The 19,566-nt window shown below is 44.5% G+C and carries 19 protein-coding genes; 8 read left to right on the top strand and 11 right to left on the bottom strand.

What is annotated here, in order from left to right; genetic code table 11:
• The first annotated feature begins 191 nt into the window (after positions 1-191).
• Together HL061_RS10445 and HL061_RS10440 are read left to right on the top strand one after the other, a co-directional pair.
• Entirely contained in the window at positions 192-512 is a 321-nt protein-coding gene (locus HL061_RS10445) for a hypothetical protein (protein WP_223333383.1), read from the top strand.
• Between the two features lie 29 nt (positions 513-541).
• Positions 542-1,342, top strand: coding sequence for a formate/nitrite transporter family protein (locus HL061_RS10440; protein ID WP_223333556.1), 801 nt, complete (start codon positions 542-544; stop codon positions 1,340-1,342).
• Between the two features lie 166 nt (positions 1,343-1,508).
• On the opposite strand, the gene HL061_RS10435 is transcribed toward HL061_RS10440, so the two are convergent.
• The 6 genes from HL061_RS10435 to HL061_RS10410 all read right to left on the bottom strand — a co-directional run bounded on the left by HL061_RS10435 (position 1,509) and on the right by HL061_RS10410 (position 6,598).
• Positions 1,509-2,432, bottom strand: a complete 924-nt coding sequence (locus HL061_RS10435) for a bile acid:sodium symporter family protein (protein ID WP_071002956.1) — start codon at positions 2,430-2,432, stop codon at positions 1,509-1,511.
• Positions 2,433-2,744: 312 nt separating this feature from the next.
• Positions 2,745-3,278, bottom strand: a complete 534-nt coding sequence (locus HL061_RS10430) for a heavy metal-binding domain-containing protein (RefSeq protein ID WP_071002955.1) — start codon at positions 3,276-3,278, stop codon at positions 2,745-2,747.
• A gap of 78 nt (positions 3,279-3,356) precedes the next feature.
• Positions 3,357-3,794, bottom strand: a complete 438-nt coding sequence (locus tag HL061_RS10425; RefSeq protein ID WP_071002954.1) for a YbjQ family protein — start codon at positions 3,792-3,794, stop codon at positions 3,357-3,359.
• A gap of 109 nt (positions 3,795-3,903) precedes the next feature.
• Positions 3,904-4,461 carry a UPF0149 family protein gene (locus tag HL061_RS10420; RefSeq protein ID WP_071002953.1) on the bottom strand — a complete coding sequence of 186 codons (558 nt, stop codon included), beginning with the start codon at positions 4,459-4,461 and terminating at the stop codon, positions 3,904-3,906.
• A gap of 248 nt (positions 4,462-4,709) precedes the next feature.
• Positions 4,710-4,946, bottom strand: coding sequence for a PA3496 family putative envelope integrity protein (locus HL061_RS10415; protein WP_057761656.1), 237 nt, complete (start codon positions 4,944-4,946; stop codon positions 4,710-4,712).
• 185 nt (positions 4,947-5,131) lie between these two features.
• A complete protein-coding gene (locus tag HL061_RS10410) occupies positions 5,132-6,598 on the bottom strand; it encodes a hypothetical protein (RefSeq protein ID WP_252962806.1) in 1,467 nt (488 codons plus the stop codon).
• A 478-nt stretch (positions 6,599-7,076) separates the two neighbouring features.
• Between HL061_RS10410 and serB the strand changes: the two genes are divergently transcribed.
• The 6 genes from serB (at position 7,077) to hemJ (ending at position 12,684) form a co-directional block, all read left to right on the top strand.
• Positions 7,077-8,267, top strand: coding sequence for a phosphoserine phosphatase SerB (serB, locus tag HL061_RS10405; protein ID WP_093069246.1), 1,191 nt, complete (start codon positions 7,077-7,079; stop codon positions 8,265-8,267).
• Positions 8,268-8,425: 158 nt separating this feature from the next.
• Positions 8,426-9,433: a DUF368 domain-containing protein gene (locus tag HL061_RS10400; RefSeq protein ID WP_093069245.1), complete on the top strand. Its 1,008-nt coding sequence runs from the start codon at positions 8,426-8,428 to the stop codon at positions 9,431-9,433.
• A 283-nt stretch (positions 9,434-9,716) separates the two neighbouring features.
• Positions 9,717-10,109: an AciT family ciprofloxacin tolerance protein gene (gene aciT / locus HL061_RS10395; RefSeq protein WP_227517140.1), complete on the top strand. Its 393-nt coding sequence runs from the start codon at positions 9,717-9,719 to the stop codon at positions 10,107-10,109.
• A 189-nt stretch (positions 10,110-10,298) separates the two neighbouring features.
• Positions 10,299-10,805: an SCP2 sterol-binding domain-containing protein gene (locus HL061_RS10390; RefSeq protein WP_071002949.1), complete on the top strand. Its 507-nt coding sequence runs from the start codon at positions 10,299-10,301 to the stop codon at positions 10,803-10,805.
• Positions 10,806-11,061: 256 nt separating this feature from the next.
• Entirely contained in the window at positions 11,062-12,174 is a 1,113-nt protein-coding gene (bioB, locus tag HL061_RS10385; RefSeq protein ID WP_075106707.1) for a biotin synthase BioB, read from the top strand.
• Positions 12,175-12,249: 75 nt separating this feature from the next.
• Complete coding sequence (gene hemJ / locus HL061_RS10380) at positions 12,250-12,684, top strand: protoporphyrinogen oxidase HemJ (RefSeq protein ID WP_186473602.1); 435 nt, start codon at positions 12,250-12,252, stop codon at positions 12,682-12,684.
• 114 nt (positions 12,685-12,798) lie between these two features.
• On the opposite strand, the gene HL061_RS10375 is transcribed toward hemJ, so the two are convergent.
• The 5 genes from HL061_RS10375 to HL061_RS10355 form a co-directional block, all read right to left on the bottom strand.
• On the bottom strand, positions 12,799-13,563 hold the full coding sequence (locus tag HL061_RS10375; protein ID WP_240365464.1) for a hypothetical protein: 765 nt from the start codon (positions 13,561-13,563) through the stop codon (positions 12,799-12,801).
• 265 nt (positions 13,564-13,828) lie between these two features.
• Positions 13,829-14,320: a hypothetical protein gene (locus tag HL061_RS10370; RefSeq protein WP_093069242.1), complete on the bottom strand. Its 492-nt coding sequence runs from the start codon at positions 14,318-14,320 to the stop codon at positions 13,829-13,831.
• A gap of 119 nt (positions 14,321-14,439) precedes the next feature.
• Positions 14,440-15,156 carry a ribonuclease PH gene (gene rph / locus HL061_RS10365; protein WP_093069240.1) on the bottom strand — a complete coding sequence of 239 codons (717 nt, stop codon included), beginning with the start codon at positions 15,154-15,156 and terminating at the stop codon, positions 14,440-14,442.
• A 182-nt stretch (positions 15,157-15,338) separates the two neighbouring features.
• Entirely contained in the window at positions 15,339-17,138 is a 1,800-nt protein-coding gene (locus HL061_RS10360) for an AMP-binding protein (protein WP_252962805.1), read from the bottom strand.
• Between the two features lie 440 nt (positions 17,139-17,578).
• Positions 17,579-19,306, bottom strand: coding sequence for an AMP-binding protein (locus tag HL061_RS10355; RefSeq protein WP_071002943.1), 1,728 nt, complete (start codon positions 19,304-19,306; stop codon positions 17,579-17,581).
• Positions 19,307-19,566: the final 260 nt, after the last annotated feature.

Raw genomic sequence — 19,566 nt, 5'->3', positions numbered from 1 at the left:
ATAGGCAGATTTTGTTAGATGGTAAGGCAATTTATAAAGCCTGAAGGTCATTTTTCATGCCGTTATCGAACAATTAATAACCGCAATTGGTTAAACACTCAACAGAACCTACCACAGTCATGCGCTAAAATAGCATCGATAGCGTTGTATCAGCTCTATCCATATACCAGCCGACCAACAGTGAATCACCCTTGTCCCAAAATAACAGACCTAACCAAAGCCGTCGTCAGGATGCTCAGGATATCCTACCAGATAGCGCGCGCGTGAGTACCACCAGTCATTCATCTCAGGATGATGATGCAAGCGATCCTCATAAAAAAGACAATATGGCGCACAGTCACACGCTACAGCACAGTCACACTCCTGAAAACAACGATATAGATATTCATACGCATAGCCACGCAGATGATCATATAAAAGCCACCGAAGATTTAGACAATGATGACCTGCCAGAAGAAATCAGCGACGAAGACAAAGAAACCATTAAAAAGTTGCCAGTGACGATAATTTAAGCCAAGCGAAAAGCTATGCCAGTATTTTGGTGGAGCAAGTCATCCATGCCAAAGAAACCTTTGAGCGCTCGCTTGGCTCGCTGTTTACCAGCGCCTTTACAGCTGGGCTTGAGATTGGTATCAGCTTTTTTGTGATTTTATCGGCGTTTGCCTTACTTAATGATGTGCTGCCGAGTCGCTATGCGATGGTACTGTCCTCCCTGCTCTATCCGATCGGCTTTATTATCGTGGTGATTGGTCAGTCGTTATTATTCACTGAGCAGACCTCCCTACTCAGTCTACCTGTGCTAAACAAGATTGAACCACTGCATAAGCTGCTGCGTCTATGGGGCATCGTTATCGCTGGTAACATCGTCGGTGGCTGTTTGTTTGCCGCTTTAATAATTGGTTTGGGGCTGCATATGCATCTGTTTACCGACCATGCTATCGATGCTTACGCTGAGCATATCTTAGGGTTTGAGTGGTGGGTCATCTTTGGTAGTGCGGTACTGGCAGGTTGGATGATGGGCGTGGCGGCATGGCTAGTCACATCTGCACGCGATACCCTTAGCCGTATTGTTTTGGTTTCCATTATCACTAGTAGTATCGGGTTTTTGGGTCTGCATCACAGTATCGTTGGCAATATTGAAGTGTTTTCAGCATTGCTGTATGGCAATACGGTCAGCCTATGGCACTATTTGATATTTTTAGTCGTGGTCTTGGTGGGCAATACGGTCGGCGGCGTGGTATTTGTCGCGGTACTCAAAAACCGCACATTCTTGTTTGAAATTGAAAGGGTCAAAGAGCAGGCCGCTGAGGCACGAGCAGAAGTAGATAGGCGCAGATTTTAGCGTTGAGCGATGCTATCCGTATTGAATCAACCCACACACTTTAAGAAACCATGATAAATATAACAGCCCACAATAACTCTCATCATAAAAAGTATATTGTGGGCTTATTTTATTGGGTCGTGCACTGCGTACTTAGCAATGCACTGCGGCTTACATTCTGATTAAACTACATTCTTCTTGCAGCCAATACGCTATTTTCTCTGTCTACTCTATTCGCTTTATTGTGTTGCGCGGTAAATACTCTGACCATGATACCTGCGGTTAAGAACATGATTAGCGTATAAATAGCTGGAGTCAACGACATCTTATAGTTAGCGAGCAGCGTCAATGCCATAAACATCGACAGCGTACTGTTTTGTAGACCCACTTCCATGGTGATTGATCTTCTCTGCGCAGGATTTAGACCGAACCATTTACTGGTGTAATAACCAAGCGCCATCGTCGATACGTTCAATATAAGCGATACAGGGCCAGTGGCAACTAAGGCCTCGACCAAAATATCTCTTTGCACATATCCTAAAAAAATTACCAAGAAGCTCAAAAATATCACACCAAAACGAGACACCATCACCTGTGCCTTATCGGCGAAGCTTGCCGCATAGCGTTTGATGAGCATACCAATACTAACTGGCAGTATGGTCAGAGTAATCAAGCTGATCATGGTCTTGGCGACTGGCAACTGAAACTCACTACCAGCACCCATGAAGTACACGAGCGAAAAACTCAGCACGATAGGAATGGTAAAGACGGTGATAATACTGGCGATCGCCGTCATTGTGACCGAAAGCGCGACATCCCCTTTTGCCAAATAAGTAAATAAGTTAGATGTCGTGCCACCAGGACACAGTACTAGCAGCATAACGCCAACGGCATACTCAGGCTCGAGTGACATGAAAGTTGCCAAGGCAAAACCGACCAATGGCAAAAATAGTAGCTGATTGGTCAGTCCGATTGCGACTGCTTTGGGATATTTGACGACTCTTTTAAAGTCATTGGTAACTAAGGACAACCCCATTCCCATCATAATCAAAAAAATACTAATGGGAATGACTTTTGAATTGACAAACGTGACTAACTCCACACCTTCCATAACTACATCCTTGTAGATATAACCCTTACACGGGCAGGTTTATGACAACGTTATGATGCTCAATCAGCCAATCCTGCTGATATCTTGGGTAAAAGCCACCGACATTGTCAGCGTTTTTATACGACACTTTGTACACAACACTTTTTGGAATCATCACTACTGACATACACCCAAAAAATGTCGAAACATTGAAAGTCAGTATATCGTTGTAAAAGTGTATGTATTTGATTTTTCTGACTACTGGTCAGTCAGCGTTGGGTTTTGTGCTGCGACAACCACAGAGGAGAATCTAAATAGCAGTGCTACGAGGTATTAAGAGATGCTAGGAAGTGCAGAAGGTACACGTGCAGGCGATGTGTGTGTAGCAGAAACGATAGGTGTGTGATCAGTACTGATGACCGCCGTGCCATAAGCAATGGCTTCTACCATACTGCCCAATTGGTTTATGTTAGTGACTTCTAGACGTACACCATAAATATGAGTGTAGCCTTTGGCTTTCGCTTGTGTACGCATACGGACGATTGCCTCACGGCGCGCGCGATCAAGTAGGGTCTCATAGGTGGTTAGGTTTTTGCCAAAGAGACTAAGCACGCGAGCAATAATCATCTTAAAGTAATCTTGAGCAATAACGACGCTGCCAAGAACTAGCGCGCCCTCACTACCGACAGCCAGCTCAGGACGGTAGAAACGCTCGCTTGAAACCGTAATATCCCCTAGCGCCTGCTCTGCTACCGTTAGCTGTGCCAAATGCTGACGCTCGTGACGCGACCCAAAAAACCAACCAGCGGCGAATAAAAAGATAAACGGCCCATAATTGATAAGCACTTGCGTGAGTGAGTCATTCATGGGACGTTTCTCATTATAAAAATCATTACGGTTTTTAGCATTGTGGTTTTCAGTGCTACAGCTTTTAAAGCGCTAAGATCAACCAAAAGGATTAAAACGCGGTAAATCCTCTGGCGCAGTCTGGACTTGAGGGTTGGGTGTTTGACCGGACGGATAGTGATTATCGCTTGGTGGGTTCTGGAGCTGCTGCGATACTGGTACCGCTTTGACCGCTGTTCCATAAACAAACAGCTCAGAAGCCCCTTGGGCGATACTAGAGGTAGAGAAACGCAAGCCGACGATAGCATCAGCGCCCAACGCCTCGGCTTTCACCACCATACGATCGATCGCTTCTTGGCGTGACTCTTCTAACAGCTCGGTGTAAGCGGTCAGCTCGCCACCAACGATGTTTTTTAGCCCAGCAAACAAGTCTTTGCCCACATGCTTTGAGCGCACCGTACTGCCATACACCACATCTAAGCGCTCGGTAATTTGATAATTAGGTAGGTGTTCAAGATTGGAGAGTTGCACAGCCATAGTAAGACCTTATCGGTAACTTATTAAAGTATCTAAAAGAATGACCAGAGCGACTTAACGCAGCACCAATAAAAGACAGTACGATTATTCGTACTGTCTTTTAGAATGACTAGTCATTGGTATGAAACAACAAAAACAGCTCGGTCAAATTGCCTTCGATGCTGTTGGCCATTTGAACCATCTTATCTTCATCGCGACGCATTGCTTCTAGCTCTGGATCTTCATCATCAATGCCGCTTAATACAATCATTGGTAAGGTCAACACAGCCACGTCTTCTGCTGTCTCTTCGTCTTCAAACCAATCACTTGCTTCATCGCCATACATGGCATCAACAAAACCAATCGACCAAGCCACAATATCTGATTCATCTGAAAAATCAACTGCCACTTCTTCGTCACCAGCATCTTCGCCAAATGGCAATTCAATCGGAGTCTCGTTTTTTAGCTCAGCCATGATCGAGTCGCGCCAGCGCTTGATACCATCGATGACGTTTTCTGGAATCTCACTCACATGACCTTCAAAAAGTGCATCCATCCAGTTAGGGAGTGGGCGACCAATGACCGTCGCTGTCAAAAAACCATGCGCCGCGACACTATCGAGCACAAACTCGCTCTCTTGGTTATCCAAATAATCTAGTAATTCATCAAAACTTAGTTGGTTATTCATGGCTTAACAGTCCTTGAGAGATAGCTATCGTCAATCGCAGTGATTGATTGGTTAATGGCAAAAGGGTTTTAAAACAAAGGCTGCTTGAATAACCGTAACCAAGCAGCCCTTATAAAGTAAGTATTATTGAATAGAGCAGATGGCGAGCCATTGTCAAAAATAACAAACAGCGAGCAATCGGTATAACTGAGTAGATAATTATCACTCATTAAAGCACTTTAGTCAGCTTAGACAATGGTGCCAATGAATTAAAAATCGTCGTCATCCCAATCATCACCATCTTCATCAAAATTGTCTATATCATCTAGATCATCTTTTAATTCTTTAGCCAAACGCTTTTCTTCTAGCAAATTATCGATCAGTCGACGCTTCTCAAGACTACTTAAACGCGTACGTACACTTGTCTCAGCTTCTTCAACCATCTTTGCATCGTCATCGTCGACAAAATCATCATCAAAATCGTCGTCAATATCAGCGTCACTCATGACAAACTCCTATCATTTTTAGGCAAGGGTATTAAATATACATCAATATATATATGCCTTATAAAGTCTCTATTGAAAGTTGTCAATCCTTTTTCTTAATATGTCACATTTCAGCCTGAGTACCAAGACTATGACACCAGTTATATAATGGACAATTGTAGTATAAATGACCCATGTTAATACTGCTATGTCGCTGACTCATCTTCGTCTTCAATCATGAGCACGGCATTACGAACATCTGCCAAACGCTGAATCATCGAGTCGTTCCCGCCATCGAATATCGCACACTCGCGCTCGTAGACAGTGGTTGGACGCATGATGCTGTGTACTTGTACATGGTTACTGATTTGTTTAAGACCAGCAGCTGGCAGCAATATCAGCAGTTGCTCTTTTTTGCCGATGCTCTGTAGTAGATGGGTCATGGGCTCTGATTGCGCCTCATCACTCACCCCTGCTTTGGCTGGTAGTGCAAAGCGCGACAGCTCGATATGCTTGTCATGAATGATTTTGTTGAGCATCAAGTACAGCTTGGCAAGCATGACCCCAGCCAGTGCTACTTTGGCATGGCTGTTGTCCGCTTTTAGCACCACGCTTGCACCATCGTCCTCAAAGTGTGCCTCATTGGTCGCACTGACACCCAGTAGTAATGGCTGTTTGAGTAGTTCGGTCACGGCTTGATTGAGCAGTTGCGTACATAGGGCTAGATAAGGCAGGCGCTGCGCCGGTGCAAGGCGCTCAAGCATATTGAATTCATCATGAAAGACGATTTGCACTCTCACGCTATCGACTGCGCGCGTGGCAGACAATTTAGAAGTCTGACCACCAGATTGCGAACTATGACGCTTTACAGTGCCGACAACCTTGTCTTCAATATCGCCTTCAGACGTAGCCGTTAGACTGCCAGTTTCGTCGCTGCTGCTTTGGTTTTGCTGTGTTCTTAGGTACTCATTGACTTCGTTATGTACATTGAACGGACGCGCCTGTGCTGCATTGCCAGCTGTCTCGCTCTTGGCAGCCAAACCAGCCATTTGACTATCGCTTGGAGTACCATCAGCTAGACTGCCAGTCGTGCCGCGCTCAAGGTCACGGCTGTAGCCGCGCTGATCGCCCTGACTGTACTGCTCGCGATACAAGTCCTGAATATTACGGCTCAGCGCACTGATTTGCTCTTTGGTCGGACGAGCAAGATAACCGTAGATTAACCACAGTAATAAATGCAGCAACATAGTGCCAATCACAAACGGCCACTGCATCGCGATGATTTCACCTTTACTAACGTCTTTTAACGTCAGTGCAACGCTACCAATCACCGCATCACCATTGGTGGCGATTTGGCGAATCGTATCGCCTTGCTGCATCGGCGCGTTGCCCACAGGCACCAAAATATCGTCTTTATTGTCTTTAATCAGTATTCTTGTTACGTCCTGCTCGCTGGTATAGCGGTTAGCAATCACACTGAGACTGACACGGTCTTTGTTTTCTAAAGACAACCTTGCTTCATCAATCAGCTGGGCGACCATTTGCTCGCCTTTTAACGCACGACTTTTGCTCAGCTGTTGATCGGTACTGATGACCAATAACAACGTCTGCAAACAAAAACTAACCAGAAGAATAATGGCAAACAACCCTTGCCGCGGCGCTAAATACGTCATGATATGTTAAACTTTTTTGGAGAAAAGAAATTAAAAAACGAGTCTATTGCTCATTTTTTGGCTAATTTTTGAACAATTGTAATGCGCGAATATTGATCGATATTCATGGAAAATCGATAGTATTTCATTGAAATCAGTCATCATATAAAATGCTACTATGTAAAATGACACTTATTTATTGAGCTAAATTTGAACGATGATACTATCGCGCGCTGCCTCATGATTATCGCTGCTATTTTTGCCACAGCATCGTTACCAAGGGGTCAGTTTAAGTCATCTACTATATCACCATAATAAGTCTTATAGCGTTAGTCGATTTATAAATTTATCATAATAACTTTGTTGCATTTCAGCAGATTTTAGGCGCTGATAAGCATTTTTGAACACCCATGATACTTTGCATGTCATCTATAGGCGCTGCTCAGTAAAACTGTTATTATTCCCAATCTTATATGAGCATACAAGGGACAATTGAGCCATGCCAAAAAATACATCTTATTCGTTACCAAAAGACAGCAAAGCATGGCAACAAGCCGTCGACTCTATTGCAGAATTATTACCTGATGATACCAATCTGCGAGATTTTGATGCGCTACAGTCGCTGCCTGTTTTTGCGCTCATTGTCGTGCTGCCTACTCAAGTATCAGCGATGGACATTCATCAATATGTTCAGTCTTGGGTCGATGAGCAGCCAAGTTGGCATTTGGTGACGGTCGCTGAGGATACTGAGGCGAGCTTTGTTAATATTACGGTCTCTGATACAGAGCCAACGGCAGCCGATGCACAGCGTCTACCCTTTACCAATGCTCAAGTATACCGCTATTTGTTGGTACCTGTGACCGATACGCTGATGCACCCTGGCAAAAAGACCGCCGCCGCTCACATCATTGACGATCAGCTGACCACTCGTCTGCGCCATGACTTGTCTGAAGAATACAACCGCACACGCAGTGCGGATAGTACAGGCAATCTAGACATCGTCGATTGTCACATCCTATCGGTCGGTCATATGCTACGTACTCACAAGCTTGCCTGTTTTGACATGGATTCGACGTTGATTGAACAAGAGGTCATTGTAGAGCTGGCAAAAACGGCTGGTATTGGTGAGCAAGTTGAAGCCATTACTGAGGCGGCGATGCGTGGTGAAATTGACTTTGATGAATCATTTGCTCAGCGCGTGGCCTTATTAAAAGGTATCTCTACCGATGTGCTTGATGATATTTGCAACCGCTTGACGTTATCGGTCGGTGCCCGTACCACCATCAGTGCGTTAAAAGCCTTGGGCTACCATACGGTACTGGTGTCTGGTGGCTTTACTTACTTTGCCCGCTATATCGCTGAGCAATTAGGGATTGATGAGGTCCATGCCAATGTCTTAGACATCGACGAGGGAGAAGTTACCGGCCAGGTGCAGCTTCCTATTGTCAATGGTGCCAAAAAAGCCGCTATAGTCGAACATACGGCTGAGCGCTTAGGTATGGAGATGTCGCAAGTGGTCTGTGTCGGTGATGGGGCTAATGACTTGCCGATGATGGCGCTTGCCGATTTAGGAGTGGCTTATCATGCCAAGCCCATCGTGCAAGCACGTGCTGATGCCGCGATCAATGTGACAGGACTTGAGGGGACATTATATGCGCTTGGTTATCCAGCATTTGCCTCTACTAAATAAGCGCATCATCCCTTAGATTTCCGATAAACGGGATTGATGTCTGTCTCATTAAGCCAGCTTTAAATGATGTTGCTTTAATTTTTAAATACGTTTCGTTGTAATAACGCCAGATATTTATTTTTAGATAACATTTATTCTCAGATAATAAAGGACTGTTCATGACGGCACCACAATCCCCACGGCCAAACCAGCCGTCAGTAGCAGAGCCATTAGACGCAAGCACGGTCCCTGTCTCTGTCCCTGTGCATACGAATAACCCAAAAGAGCTGCTAGGGGTTTATGTCAAAGGCATGGCGATGGGTGCTGCTGATATCGTTCCTGGTGTCTCTGGTGGCACTATTGCATTGATTGCAGGGATTTATGAGCGCCTGATTAATGCACTCGGTAGCATTGGCCCCAACCTTTGGCAGATATTTCGACAAAACGGCGGAATCAAAGGACTGATTGCGATTTGGCGACAGGTTGATGCGACATTCTTATTGTGTTTGATACTTGGTATTGCGACGAGTTTTGTTACCTTGGCTGGTATCATCAAATATTTGCTAGACAATCAACCACTGCTTATTTGGTCATTCTTTTTTGGATTGGTGGTCGCAACGGTATTTATCTTATTAAGTGAGATTAAGCGCTGGAATATAGGACGTGTGGCACTGTTTGCTGCCGGACTCATTGCTGCTGTGGTCATTAGTAGTCTGCCATTACTCGCGGCGACACCTAGCTTACCATACTTATTTTTTGCAGGCGCGATTGCGATTTGCGCCATGATATTGCCTGGGGTCTCAGGGTCTTTTATATTGTTGTTGCTAGGGGCTTATGACACGGTATTGGAAGCCGTGCATACTCTTAACTTTACGGTACTATTAACTGTGATGGCGGGCATGGCAACTGGATTGTTATTATTTACCCGTGCTCTAAAATGGTTATTAGCCCGCTACTATCAAGCCACCTTGGCATTGCTGACCGGTTTTATTGCCGGCTCTTTGGTCAAGGTATGGCCATGGAAAGTAGATGTATTAGGCGCTCTTAACAGCGAGGCGATCAATAACGTTATGCCATGGCAGTATCCTACTGGTCCCCACTGGCTGACCACAGTTGGTCTTATGCTACTTGGTGCTATTTTGGTGTCGTTACTATCTTGGTGGGGCAGACGAACCAATAAGGCTTAACTGTTGATCCTCTGTGTGTAAATATTTGATTAAAAAGCCTCTGTTTGAACCATTACAACGGCTCCTACCCTCCCCAATATAAGCGCCCTTTTTTGCGGCGCTTAGCCTACCAGCTAACGATTAAAAATCGTACAAGCTATCCAAAAAAAAGCAACCTTAATCTAAAAAATCAAACGTCAACGGTTGTCGCAAAGTCGCCTAGCGCCTCTTTAGCTTTGCTCAGCAACCTTCCATAATAGTCTCATTGGAGTTCACCTTATGAATAGCGAGATGAATGATGGCAATGACTATTTTTTCTTTTATTGGCGTAGAGATGTGGAGCAGCTCAGCATGGCTAGGCTATAGCTTACTGGCAGGTATGATCGTGGCGCTCGCTCTATCATCGCAGCGTTGGCTGTTGCTATATCTATTTGGTGGTATGGTCTACTGGTTGGCTGTTGAGATGATACAGAATATCTTGGTAGGTCGTCCGATGCTGTCTGCGCTTTCGGAATGGCACCGTTACGTCATCGCGATGGGAATCAGCTGGTTACCTTTGGCCGGCTGGGTACTATACCGAGCACTACGCTACGAGGATGTGAGTCATGCAGTCAGTCGGCAGCGCAAGTTAGAAGCGGCTCGCTATGTCGAACATACGCCTGTTTACGATGATGATTATAAGCCACGCTTTCATTGATACTGCCATACTGATATGAATACCCTACCCATAACAGTGATATTTAATGTTACAAGATACTTAACGCTTTCTACTTAACTCCTAAAGAGTTGAAATCACTCAGTAGGTTATAATCTAATGATGTATTTATCATAGAAACTGGTATAAAGTACGATTTATTTTTATGCCCCATTCTTTAGGAGTTCCACTATGTTTACTATTCCTGTATTAGATATCAAATCTGACCCATTAGATGCGCTGCTAGCCGTGGTTGGCTATCGTCTGTCCATGCTCGCTGATAGCGACAACGAAGACGTCAAAGCACTCTTTGCCGATCGCAATGTCACGATTGAGTTTGCCAGCACCGAATCTGATATCGCGCGTTCTTTTCGCTTTGATAATGGACAATTTAGTCAACAAAGTGGTCATGCAAAAGCAGCAGATTTGACCATTACTTTCAAAGATTCTATGACGGGCGTCAAGCTATTGACCAAAGGTAGCTTGCCTGCATTTATGACTGCCGTGCAAGAAGGCAATCTAAGCATCGAGGGTGACTATAGCCTAATGATGTGGTTCAACAAACTTGCTAAGCATATCGTGCCAGCTGTTCCAGAAGAGTGTAAACCCTACCTCCAAAAAGCCAAGCCTTATGCGTATAAAGCACAGAAGTTTGCTGAGCACTGGGTGGGTTTTGCTAAGCATAAATTGGGCAAGTAAATAGCTGATCCTTTCCTATAAATGAGTAATGCATTGCATGATATTCACTGGTAAAATGGCTGAAATAGGATCAACTAGATAGTTGCTATTTATGTGCGCTATTGTGACAATTATACATGCTCTCTAGCAGTGTTCTGATTTTCTAAAAAGGTTGCGGTATACTATACGGCAACCTTTTTTATTACCTTATAAATGACAATAGACACATACATTGATACTACCTGATACCATTTAATTTTATAAAAGGATTTACCTTATGGCAGGACTGCTTAGCATCTCTGAACCAAACGCCGATAGCACAACTGACCTACTCAGCCAACCTGATACTCACAAAGCCGCTCACACATACAGTCGTGACGACATCGCTCAGTTGTTTGATTTGCCTTTGATGGACTTGTTGTTAAAAGCCCAGACCATTCATAGAGAGCACTTTGTCGCTAACGAAATACAAATCAGTACGCTACTGTCTATTAAGACGGGTAACTGTCCTGAGGATTGTGGCTATTGCTCACAATCAGGTCATCATCGCGATACGACGAAACTGCAGGCAGAAAAACGCATAGAAGTGGATAAAGTCATCGCCGCGGCCAAACGCGCCAAGGCAACCGGTTCATCTCGCTTCTGTATGGGTGCTGCATGGAAACACCCAAGCGCCAAAGACATGCCTTATGTGGTCGAGCTCATCAAAGAAGTGAAAGCGTTAGGACTTGAGACTTGCATGACGTTAGGTATGCTCGATACCAATCAAGCGGCGCAACTCGCGGATGCAGGACTGGATTATTACAATCATAACCTAGATACCTCGCGCAGCTATTACGAGCAAGTCGTCAGCACGCGTAGCTATGATGAGCGCTTAGATACCATCGAAAACGTACGCAACTCTGGTATCAATGTTTGTAGTGGTAACATTGTTGGTATGGGTGAGAGCCGGGATGACCGTATTGATTGGGTGCATGAGCTCCTAAAAATGCCGAAAGCCCCTGAGTCGATTCCTGTTAACCTGCTAGTCCCGATTAAAGGCACACCGATTGGCGATAAAGTATTGGCAGAAGGCCAGTTATCAGTGCTAGAGTGGATTCGTACCATTGCCGTGGCACGTATTTGCTGCCCGACTAGTTATGTGCGTTTGTCTGCTGGCCGTGAAAGCTTATCAGATTCAGAGCAAGCCTTGGCATTTATGGCGGGTGCTAACTCCTTCTTTTATGGCGACAAGTTATTGACGACGGGTAATGCCAGTCAATCAGGCGACGACAGACTCATGCGTGAGCTTGGCCTCACCAAGCAGTTTGCCGCACCAAGAGCGCCCAAAGTATTGCCTGTGATGGATGCGATGAGCGGTCATCAATCGCAGATGGTATTGGCCGATTAGTTTGGCTGTGTGCGGCTAACAACAATGTATGAAAACAAGCCTGATATTACACGGCTGATAATAAGAGATTAAGTAATGGCAGATTATTTTAACTGGATTAAAGCTGCACACATCATCTCGGTGGTCTGCTGGTTTGCGGCGATATTTTATTTGCCGCGTCTGTTTGTCTATCATGCGATGAGTGACGATAGCATCAGCCAAGAGCGCTTTGCCATTATGGAGCGCAAGCTGTATCGCGGTATTATGACGCCATCGATGATAGCGACATGGATCTTCGGTCTATGGATGTTAGGACTGGGCTGGGATGTTTATAAAACCCAAGGCTGGCTACACGTCAAGCTATTATTGGTCGTACTGCTATCAGGTTATCATGGCGCTTGCGGTTTTTATCGCAAAAAACTGATTGATAACCCTCATTATAAATCCCATAAGTTTTGGCGCTGGTTTAATGAGGTACCTGTTTTTGCCTTGGTGATTATCGTCATTTTAGTGGTCGTTAAACCATTCTAAAATCCAGTCGAAATGCTTGTAACTGATGACCTACCAATAAAAAGCGTCCGCCACTTCCATAAGTGACGGACGCTTTTTTATTTGTTTTTTGGACTGTCTACCAAATATTATAGATCAAACACTAGGGCGCATGATTTGATAGACATTGCTCAAATCATAAACACGATAACGCGCCGGCTCACGGCGGTTTTCACCAGCATAGCTTAATATCAATGCTTGCTTAGCACGCTCATCGACCCAACCGACGAACAGTCCACTGTGCTCAATGCCATTGTAGCCATGATTAATATAGTAAAGCCAGTCACCTGTCTCAATGTCGCTACTATTGGCATAAGGGCCTTGCGCATACGTGCCTTTATGAATGGTATTACGCGAAACTCCCGCTCGATTAAACACCGCATTCAAATAATCCCAGCAGCCGCCTTTGATAATCGTCCGCTCATTCAGTGCCATTTTACGTGCCGTGCTGACCACTTCGCGGGCAGCCATACTGCTTTGCGTCTCCGCACTACTCAATAGCGGTAAATACTCGCTATCGACATTGTCATAACTCCCTGATAAAAATGCTGGCAACACGGTGGGTGACTGACGCTGAATTTCAGGGTAATGATAGGTGCTGTTCATCGTTGACTGATTGCCATAACTGCTCATGCTATCATTGCTATATGATGGTGAGCGCGCGCGTTGAATGGTAGAGTGTGTACTGACTTTGACGGAGGGAACTGCTGGATAAGAAGACATATAGCGCGCACTAGAGTCAGACTGGATGGACTTTTGAGCGATAAGGGCGCTCATACTATCTGCATGGGCTTGTATGCTACAAGTGAATAATAACAAACTGCACGACGCTGCAACTGACGACATAGGCAAACGCGACATGACTAACTCCTGATCAAAAAAGTATCAATGACAGTATGGATAATAGTGAAGATTGAATTTTGTAATCTTACTTATAAACCATTTAGACAGGCATCTGCAAGAATTATTCACCTTAGATATGCGATAGACGGTATAAAAATCATGACGCATGGTCATAACAAAGAAGAGCGTTCAGAAGGGTCAAAGAAGACAAAGCACGGTGGTGTTAGATAGGATAGAGACTGGAGTGACTTTTGATGAATCAAGCGACTGAGGCGTAAAAATACTAATCACTACTCATTTTAATATTTACGTGGCGTTTTGTCAGTGCTTGCCCTTCTAATATGGCTTTAGTCACTTTCGCCTCTTGGGCACTCTCAAAACCAGTAATATGATACTTGCGTGCCTCACTGCTATCGACAATCTGCAGCCCATCACCGATAAGCACAACTTTATCGTCGTCAGTCAAATGAATGTGTTCACGTTTGCCTAGATTGTCATGTACCAACTCATCCGCTCGCACCCATAATGTACCGCTACTAATCATGCCACTCATGGCTTTTTTATGCTGCTGACGTTTTTTGTTAAAAATAAAACTACCGACGATAAGCAGTGCCAGCGCACCGATAGCCAATCGCTCAGACAATAAGCTCATTGCCATAGCGACTGCCACCGCCCCTATCAGTAATGCAGATCCAAACCAAAACATACCGTTGTCAGCATTATTCGGCTGACCCTGTAAGGTGATTTTGGCGCCATCATCAGTCAGCTTGAGCATGCATTGTTACCTATTGCGAAATGTAAAAAGTGTTTTTTATGAAAAAACTGCCTATCAGAAACCAACAGGCAGTTATCAAAACTAAAAATAAAGACAGCAAGTTTTATCTAAATACCAGACTACCAACCAAGTGCAGTCTGCTGCATTTTAATCAATTCAGCAATGCCTGTTTCAGCCAATGACAGCATAGCGTCTGCTTGAGCGCGAGTGAACGGCTTTTCTTCAGCCGTACCTTGAAGCTCAATAAACTCACCTTTTTGAGTCATAACAACGTTTAGGTCGGTATCACAGCTAGAGTCTTCTTCGTAGTTCAGATCCAGATAAGCTTCACCACCTTTCATACCAACAGAAACCGCAGCAACCAATCCAATCAGCGGATCAGCTTTGAGTTTTTTGCTCTTTTGGATAGTTTCTAACGCATCGATCAGTGCAACTGCCGCACCAGTGATACTGGCCGTACGAGTACCGCCATCCGCTTGCAATACATCACAATCAAGATAGATGGTGTTTTCACCAAGCTTACTTAAATCAATCATGGCGCGCAAGCTACGACCGATCAGACGCTGGATTTCCTGCGTACGGCCTGACTGCTTGCCGCGAGCCGCTTCGCGTTGATTGCGAGTATTGGTTGCGCGTGGCAGCATACCGTATTCGGCGGTTATCCAACCTTTACCTTTACCTTTGAGCCAGCGCGGTACACCAGATTCGACACTGGCCGTACATAGCACTTTGGTATCGCCAAAACTGACCAATACTGACCCTTCAGCATGCTTAGTATAGTGGCGCTCAAAGCTGATAGAACGAAGTTGGTCAAGTTCACGATTGTCAATACGCATAAAAATTCCTAGTACAATATTATAAAAGCAGTGTCATAAAAGTACGCTATCAGTGGCTAATAAGCAGACCGACAGGTATCTGGTAGACTAAAATCTTAAGATATCCTAACGTGACAGCGGCGCAATGGCAAGATTCACGCCCGCCATTGCGCCGTCAGTTAGGCAATAATGGACGATAGAGGCTATTCTAAGCCTTCCATCTTACGCAATTCTTTACGTAGGATTTTGCCAACGTTCGACTTTGGTAATTCGTCAACGAACTGTATGTGACGCGGACGCTTGTAGCCAGTCAGTTGTTTTTTGCCGTACTCAAGCAGCTCTTTTTCGGTGACATCGCCTTTTTTGACCACAAATAGTTTTGGCTCTTCACCGCGCTCATCATTAGGAACGCCAATGGCACCGCACTCTACCACAGCTGGATGCTCACTCATGGCTTCTTCGATTTCATTTGGATACACGTTAAAACCAGATACCAAGATCATGTCTTTTTTGCGATCAACAATTTTGATAAAGCCTTTTTCGTCCATAATGCCAATGTCACCGGTTTTTAGGTAACCACTAGCGGTAAAGGACTCGGTTGTTTCTTTTGGACGGTTTTGATAACCAATCATCACCTGTGGACCTTTGACGCATATCTCACCGCGATCACCCAGCGCGACGACGTTTTCTTCTTCATCGATGAGCACGACATCGGTGCTAGGTGCAGGAATACCAATCTTGCCAGTAAACTCTGCGATGGTCATTGGGTTAAAAGCAACGACTGGTGACGTCTCAGATAATCCATAGCCTTCAACGATAGGTAGACCTGTGATTTTATGCCACTCTTTGGCAACGCTCGGCAATACGGACATACCACCGCCGATAGAGGCTTTTAGATTAGAGAAATCTAGGTCTGCAAAGCTGTCTTTGTGCACTAAGCCATTAAATAGCGTATTCACAGCTGGGATAAAAGAAGGTTTGTATTTACCCATCTCTTTGATAAGCCCATCGAGATCGCGCGGGTTAGGAATAAGCAAGCCTGTATAACCCTGGTACATGCTACACATACCGCATACCATAAATGAGAACACATGATACAACGGCAGTGCTGTCAAGATGACATCTCTGCTGTCTATATCATCTTCGAATGCACTATTCATCAGTGCACTAACCTGTAGCATATTGGCGACTAAGTTGCCATGAGATAGCATTGCCCCTTTCGCCACGCCTGTCGTCCCGCCTGTATATTGTAGTAATGCCACATCACTCAAGTTCAACTCAGGACGCTCATAATGACTGGCAGAGACTGCGCCCAATGCTTCCTTAAAGCTCACGCTATTTGGGATTCGATAAGGAGGAATCATTTTTTTGATATGACGAGCGACGAGGTTGACCACGACCCCTTTGACCGTACCCAGCATATCCCCAATCTTACAGACGACAACATGCTCAATCTGCCCTTTATCTTCGGCATCTTGATAGGTTTTCGCAAAATTCTCAACGATGAATAAGGCTTTGGCACCACTGTCATGGAGCTGATGGGACAATTCGCGACTGGTATATAAAGGGTTTACATTGACGAGTATCATACCAGCGCGAATGACACCTAACGCGATGATCGGATACTGCAAGAGGTTGGGCATCATAACCCCAACCTTATCGCCTTTAACCAACCCTAGCGATTGCAAATAACTGGCAATCTGGCGGCTATATAGGTCCAATTGCTTAAAACTAATCGAGGCGCCCATGCAGATATAGGCCGTTTTTTGGCCATAACGGTTAAAATTACGCTCAAACACATCAAGTAAAGAGGTACTGTCCTCTGGCATCTCAATCGTAGCATCAATGCTATAACGCTCATAAGCGCTCAACCATGGACTGTCACTGGCGATAGTCGGCATAGTAGGGAATGCATTGTCTTGATAAATATACTCAGATGCATTGCCTTTATCACTGGTGCCAGCGTTATTATCTGTTGTCTCTTTATTGATATTGTCCGTCATAATTTTCCTTAAATATTACTGTTAAAAACATAGAATACTTTATATAAAAACTCTGTTTTTTTGATGGTGTAATGTTTGATGCAGCATGGTGAAATCGTATTAAATGAGCTCACAGGTCAGCGTAGCTATATCATTTTTATAGTAATCGCTTTGCAAGTCATATTGAGTAAAATCATCACTCTATTATAAATAAATGCAAAAATCTCTTGGCTGGCACTATAGCATTTTTACTAAAAATTCTCTATCTATACTCCTTATGCCCCACTATTCACAACAGGCACAAAGACAAAAAATGATAAGGCAGCACGAGACAACCTTATCATTTTGGTTATAACAATAACTAAATCTGGTTACTCAGCATATTACAAGTACCAATCAATCATAGAGGTACTTATAAATCGCCAGTGATAAAACCCCATCTAAACATAAGCCTTCGTAGATTAACCGTGGTTTTTCTCTTCGAGTGCTCGTAAGTCTTTACGTAAGATTTTACCGACGTTCGATTTTGGTAGCTCGTCAATAAACTCAACATGGCGAGGACGTTTGTAGCCAGTTAAGTTTTCTTTGCCATACTCAATGACTTCCTCTGCGGTCAGACTGGCGTCACTACGTACCACATAAATTTTGGGCACTTCACCACTCTTCTCATCATCAATGCCAATAACCCCGCATTCCAAAATTTTTGGATGGGTGGACATGGCGTCTTCTACTTCATTTGGATACACGTTGAAGCCTGAGACCAAAATCATGTCTTTTTTGCGATCGACAATTCTAAAGTAGCCGTTTTCATCCATGATACCGATATCGCCTGTGCGGAAATAACCGTCAGACGTCATAACCTCAGCAGTCGCGTCATCACGCTTCCAGTAGCCTTTCATTACCTGCGGACCACGAATACTAATCTCACCACGCTCACCCAAGGCCACTTCATTGCCTTCTTCATCCAAGATCGCAACATCGGTGCCAGGTACTGGTAGACCAATCGTACCATCAAAAACGGTGCTACCCATGGGGGTGGCAGTGGCCACAGGTGCTGTCTCAGATAAGCCGTAGCCTTGCGAGATGACGTTGCCCGTCACTTGCTGCCATTGCTCAGCCGTTGAGCCAAGTACTGCCATACCACCGCCCATTGAAGAGACCAGCTTACTATGATCCAAAGACTTAAACTCTGCGTTATTGGCTAAGGCGGTGAACAACGTATTCACTGCTGGGAAAAATGCGGGTGGATAGTCTTTATATGCTTTGATCAAACTTGGTAGATCACGTGGGTTTGGTACTAGCAGCCCGATGCAACCACGGTATAGGCCAAACATACCACAAACAGTAAATGAGAAAATATGATATAGCGGCAGTGCCGTCATGATAACGGGTTGCTCATTTTTTCTTTCAAACTCATCGAACTCATCGCCCAATAGCATGTTGCACTGGATCAGGTTCGCTATCAGGTTACCGTGCGTCAGCATGGCACCTTTCGCCACCCCCGTCGTACCGCCCGTATATTGAAGTACAGCGACATCATCGAGGCTGATATTGTTAGGACGTTTATAGCTTTTAGCAGAAAAAAGGTTCATTGCTTTTTTGAACTTGACGCTGCCTTTGATATGATAAGCAGGCACCATTTTTTTGACGTGACGTACCACGGCATTGACAATAAAGCCCTTGAGCGGACTCATCATATCACCCATTGAGGCAACTACGACATGATCGACGAGGTCTTGGCCGATATCTTCATAAGTTTTGGCAAAGTTCTCAAGCAAAATCAAAACTTTGGTATCTGAATCTGTTAACTGATGTGACAGCTCTTTGCTGGTATAAAGTGGGTTGACGTTGACCAATGTCATACCAGCACGTAGCACCCCTAGCACCGCAACTGGTAGCTGCAAAATATTAGGCATCATTACTGCCACTTTATCGCCTTTTTGTAGTCCTAATGACTGAAGGTAAGCGGCAACTTGTTTACTATAGAGATCCAACTCTTCGTAAGACAGCTTAACATCCATACAGACAAACGCCGTTTTGCCTGCATGATTGATAAAGTTTTGCTCAATGATATCAATCAATGAGGTGTTGGCTGGCGGCATATCAATATCATACTGAATGCCAAGTTTTTCGTATGTTTTGAGCCATACTTTGTCGTTGCGACGAATCAGGTTACCTTGATCTTCCATAATCTTTTCTCTCCTAGTAATAATACATTACCGTCAGCTCATGCAAATCACAGTGTGATAAACAGACGAAAAACCAGAGCGCAGTCTCACCATCATGATGACAAGCGAGGCTGCGATATAGTCGTAAGGTGATGAGCAAACAATGTAGTGGTAAATAGCCCTTTGTTCATTAACATACACACTTTATATAGACTACTCAATACAAAAGATTGTTATACGAGTTCTCAAACTGGCTTGACGGCTGATATTTTCATTAATAT

Origin of the sequence: Psychrobacter sp. PSP (genome assembly GCF_024085615.1) — a bacterium.
In the GTDB taxonomy this organism is placed as follows: Bacteria; Pseudomonadota; Gammaproteobacteria; order Pseudomonadales; family Moraxellaceae; genus Psychrobacter; species Psychrobacter pacificensis.
The sequence above is the reverse complement of the archived record's forward strand: the minus strand, read 5'-3'. Positions and strand labels throughout refer to the sequence as shown.

What these genes read in the sequence shown, in the direction of transcription:
- HL061_RS10370 (WP_093069242.1), bottom strand. Translation starts at nt 14,320, where the DNA reads ATGCTCAAGCTGACTGATGATGGCGCCAAAATCACCTTACAGGGTCAG.
- HL061_RS10375 (WP_240365464.1), bottom strand. Translation starts at nt 13,563, where the DNA reads ATGTCGCGTTTGCCTATGTCGTCAGTTGCAGCGTCGTGCAGTTTGTTA.
- HL061_RS10410 (WP_252962806.1), bottom strand. Translation starts at nt 6,598, where the DNA reads ATGACGTATTTAGCGCCGCGGCAAGGGTTGTTTGCCATTATTCTTCTG.
- HL061_RS10400 (WP_093069245.1), top strand. Translation starts at nt 8,426, where the DNA reads ATGACGGCACCACAATCCCCACGGCCAAACCAGCCGTCAGTAGCAGAG.
- HL061_RS10425 (WP_071002954.1), bottom strand. Translation starts at nt 3,794, where the DNA reads ATGGCTGTGCAACTCTCCAATCTTGAACACCTACCTAATTATCAAATT.
- HL061_RS10390 (WP_071002949.1), top strand. Translation starts at nt 10,299, where the DNA reads ATGTTTACTATTCCTGTATTAGATATCAAATCTGACCCATTAGATGCG.
- rph (WP_093069240.1), bottom strand. Translation starts at nt 15,156, where the DNA reads ATGCGTATTGACAATCGTGAACTTGACCAACTTCGTTCTATCAGCTTT.
- HL061_RS10360 (WP_252962805.1), bottom strand. Translation starts at nt 17,138, where the DNA reads ATGACGGACAATATCAATAAAGAGACAACAGATAATAACGCTGGCACC.
- HL061_RS10430 (WP_071002955.1), bottom strand. Translation starts at nt 3,278, where the DNA reads ATGAATGACTCACTCACGCAAGTGCTTATCAATTATGGGCCGTTTATC.
- serB (WP_093069246.1), top strand. Translation starts at nt 7,077, where the DNA reads ATGCCAAAAAATACATCTTATTCGTTACCAAAAGACAGCAAAGCATGG.
- bioB (WP_075106707.1), top strand. Translation starts at nt 11,062, where the DNA reads ATGGCAGGACTGCTTAGCATCTCTGAACCAAACGCCGATAGCACAACT.
- HL061_RS10415 (WP_057761656.1), bottom strand. Translation starts at nt 4,946, where the DNA reads ATGAGTGACGCTGATATTGACGACGATTTTGATGATGATTTTGTCGAC.
- hemJ (WP_186473602.1), top strand. Translation starts at nt 12,250, where the DNA reads ATGGCAGATTATTTTAACTGGATTAAAGCTGCACACATCATCTCGGTG.
- aciT (WP_227517140.1), top strand. Translation starts at nt 9,717, where the DNA reads ATGACTATTTTTTCTTTTATTGGCGTAGAGATGTGGAGCAGCTCAGCA.
- HL061_RS10355 (WP_071002943.1), bottom strand. Translation starts at nt 19,306, where the DNA reads ATGGAAGATCAAGGTAACCTGATTCGTCGCAACGACAAAGTATGGCTC.
- HL061_RS10420 (WP_071002953.1), bottom strand. Translation starts at nt 4,461, where the DNA reads ATGAATAACCAACTAAGTTTTGATGAATTACTAGATTATTTGGATAAC.
- HL061_RS10435 (WP_071002956.1), bottom strand. Translation starts at nt 2,432, where the DNA reads ATGGAAGGTGTGGAGTTAGTCACGTTTGTCAATTCAAAAGTCATTCCC.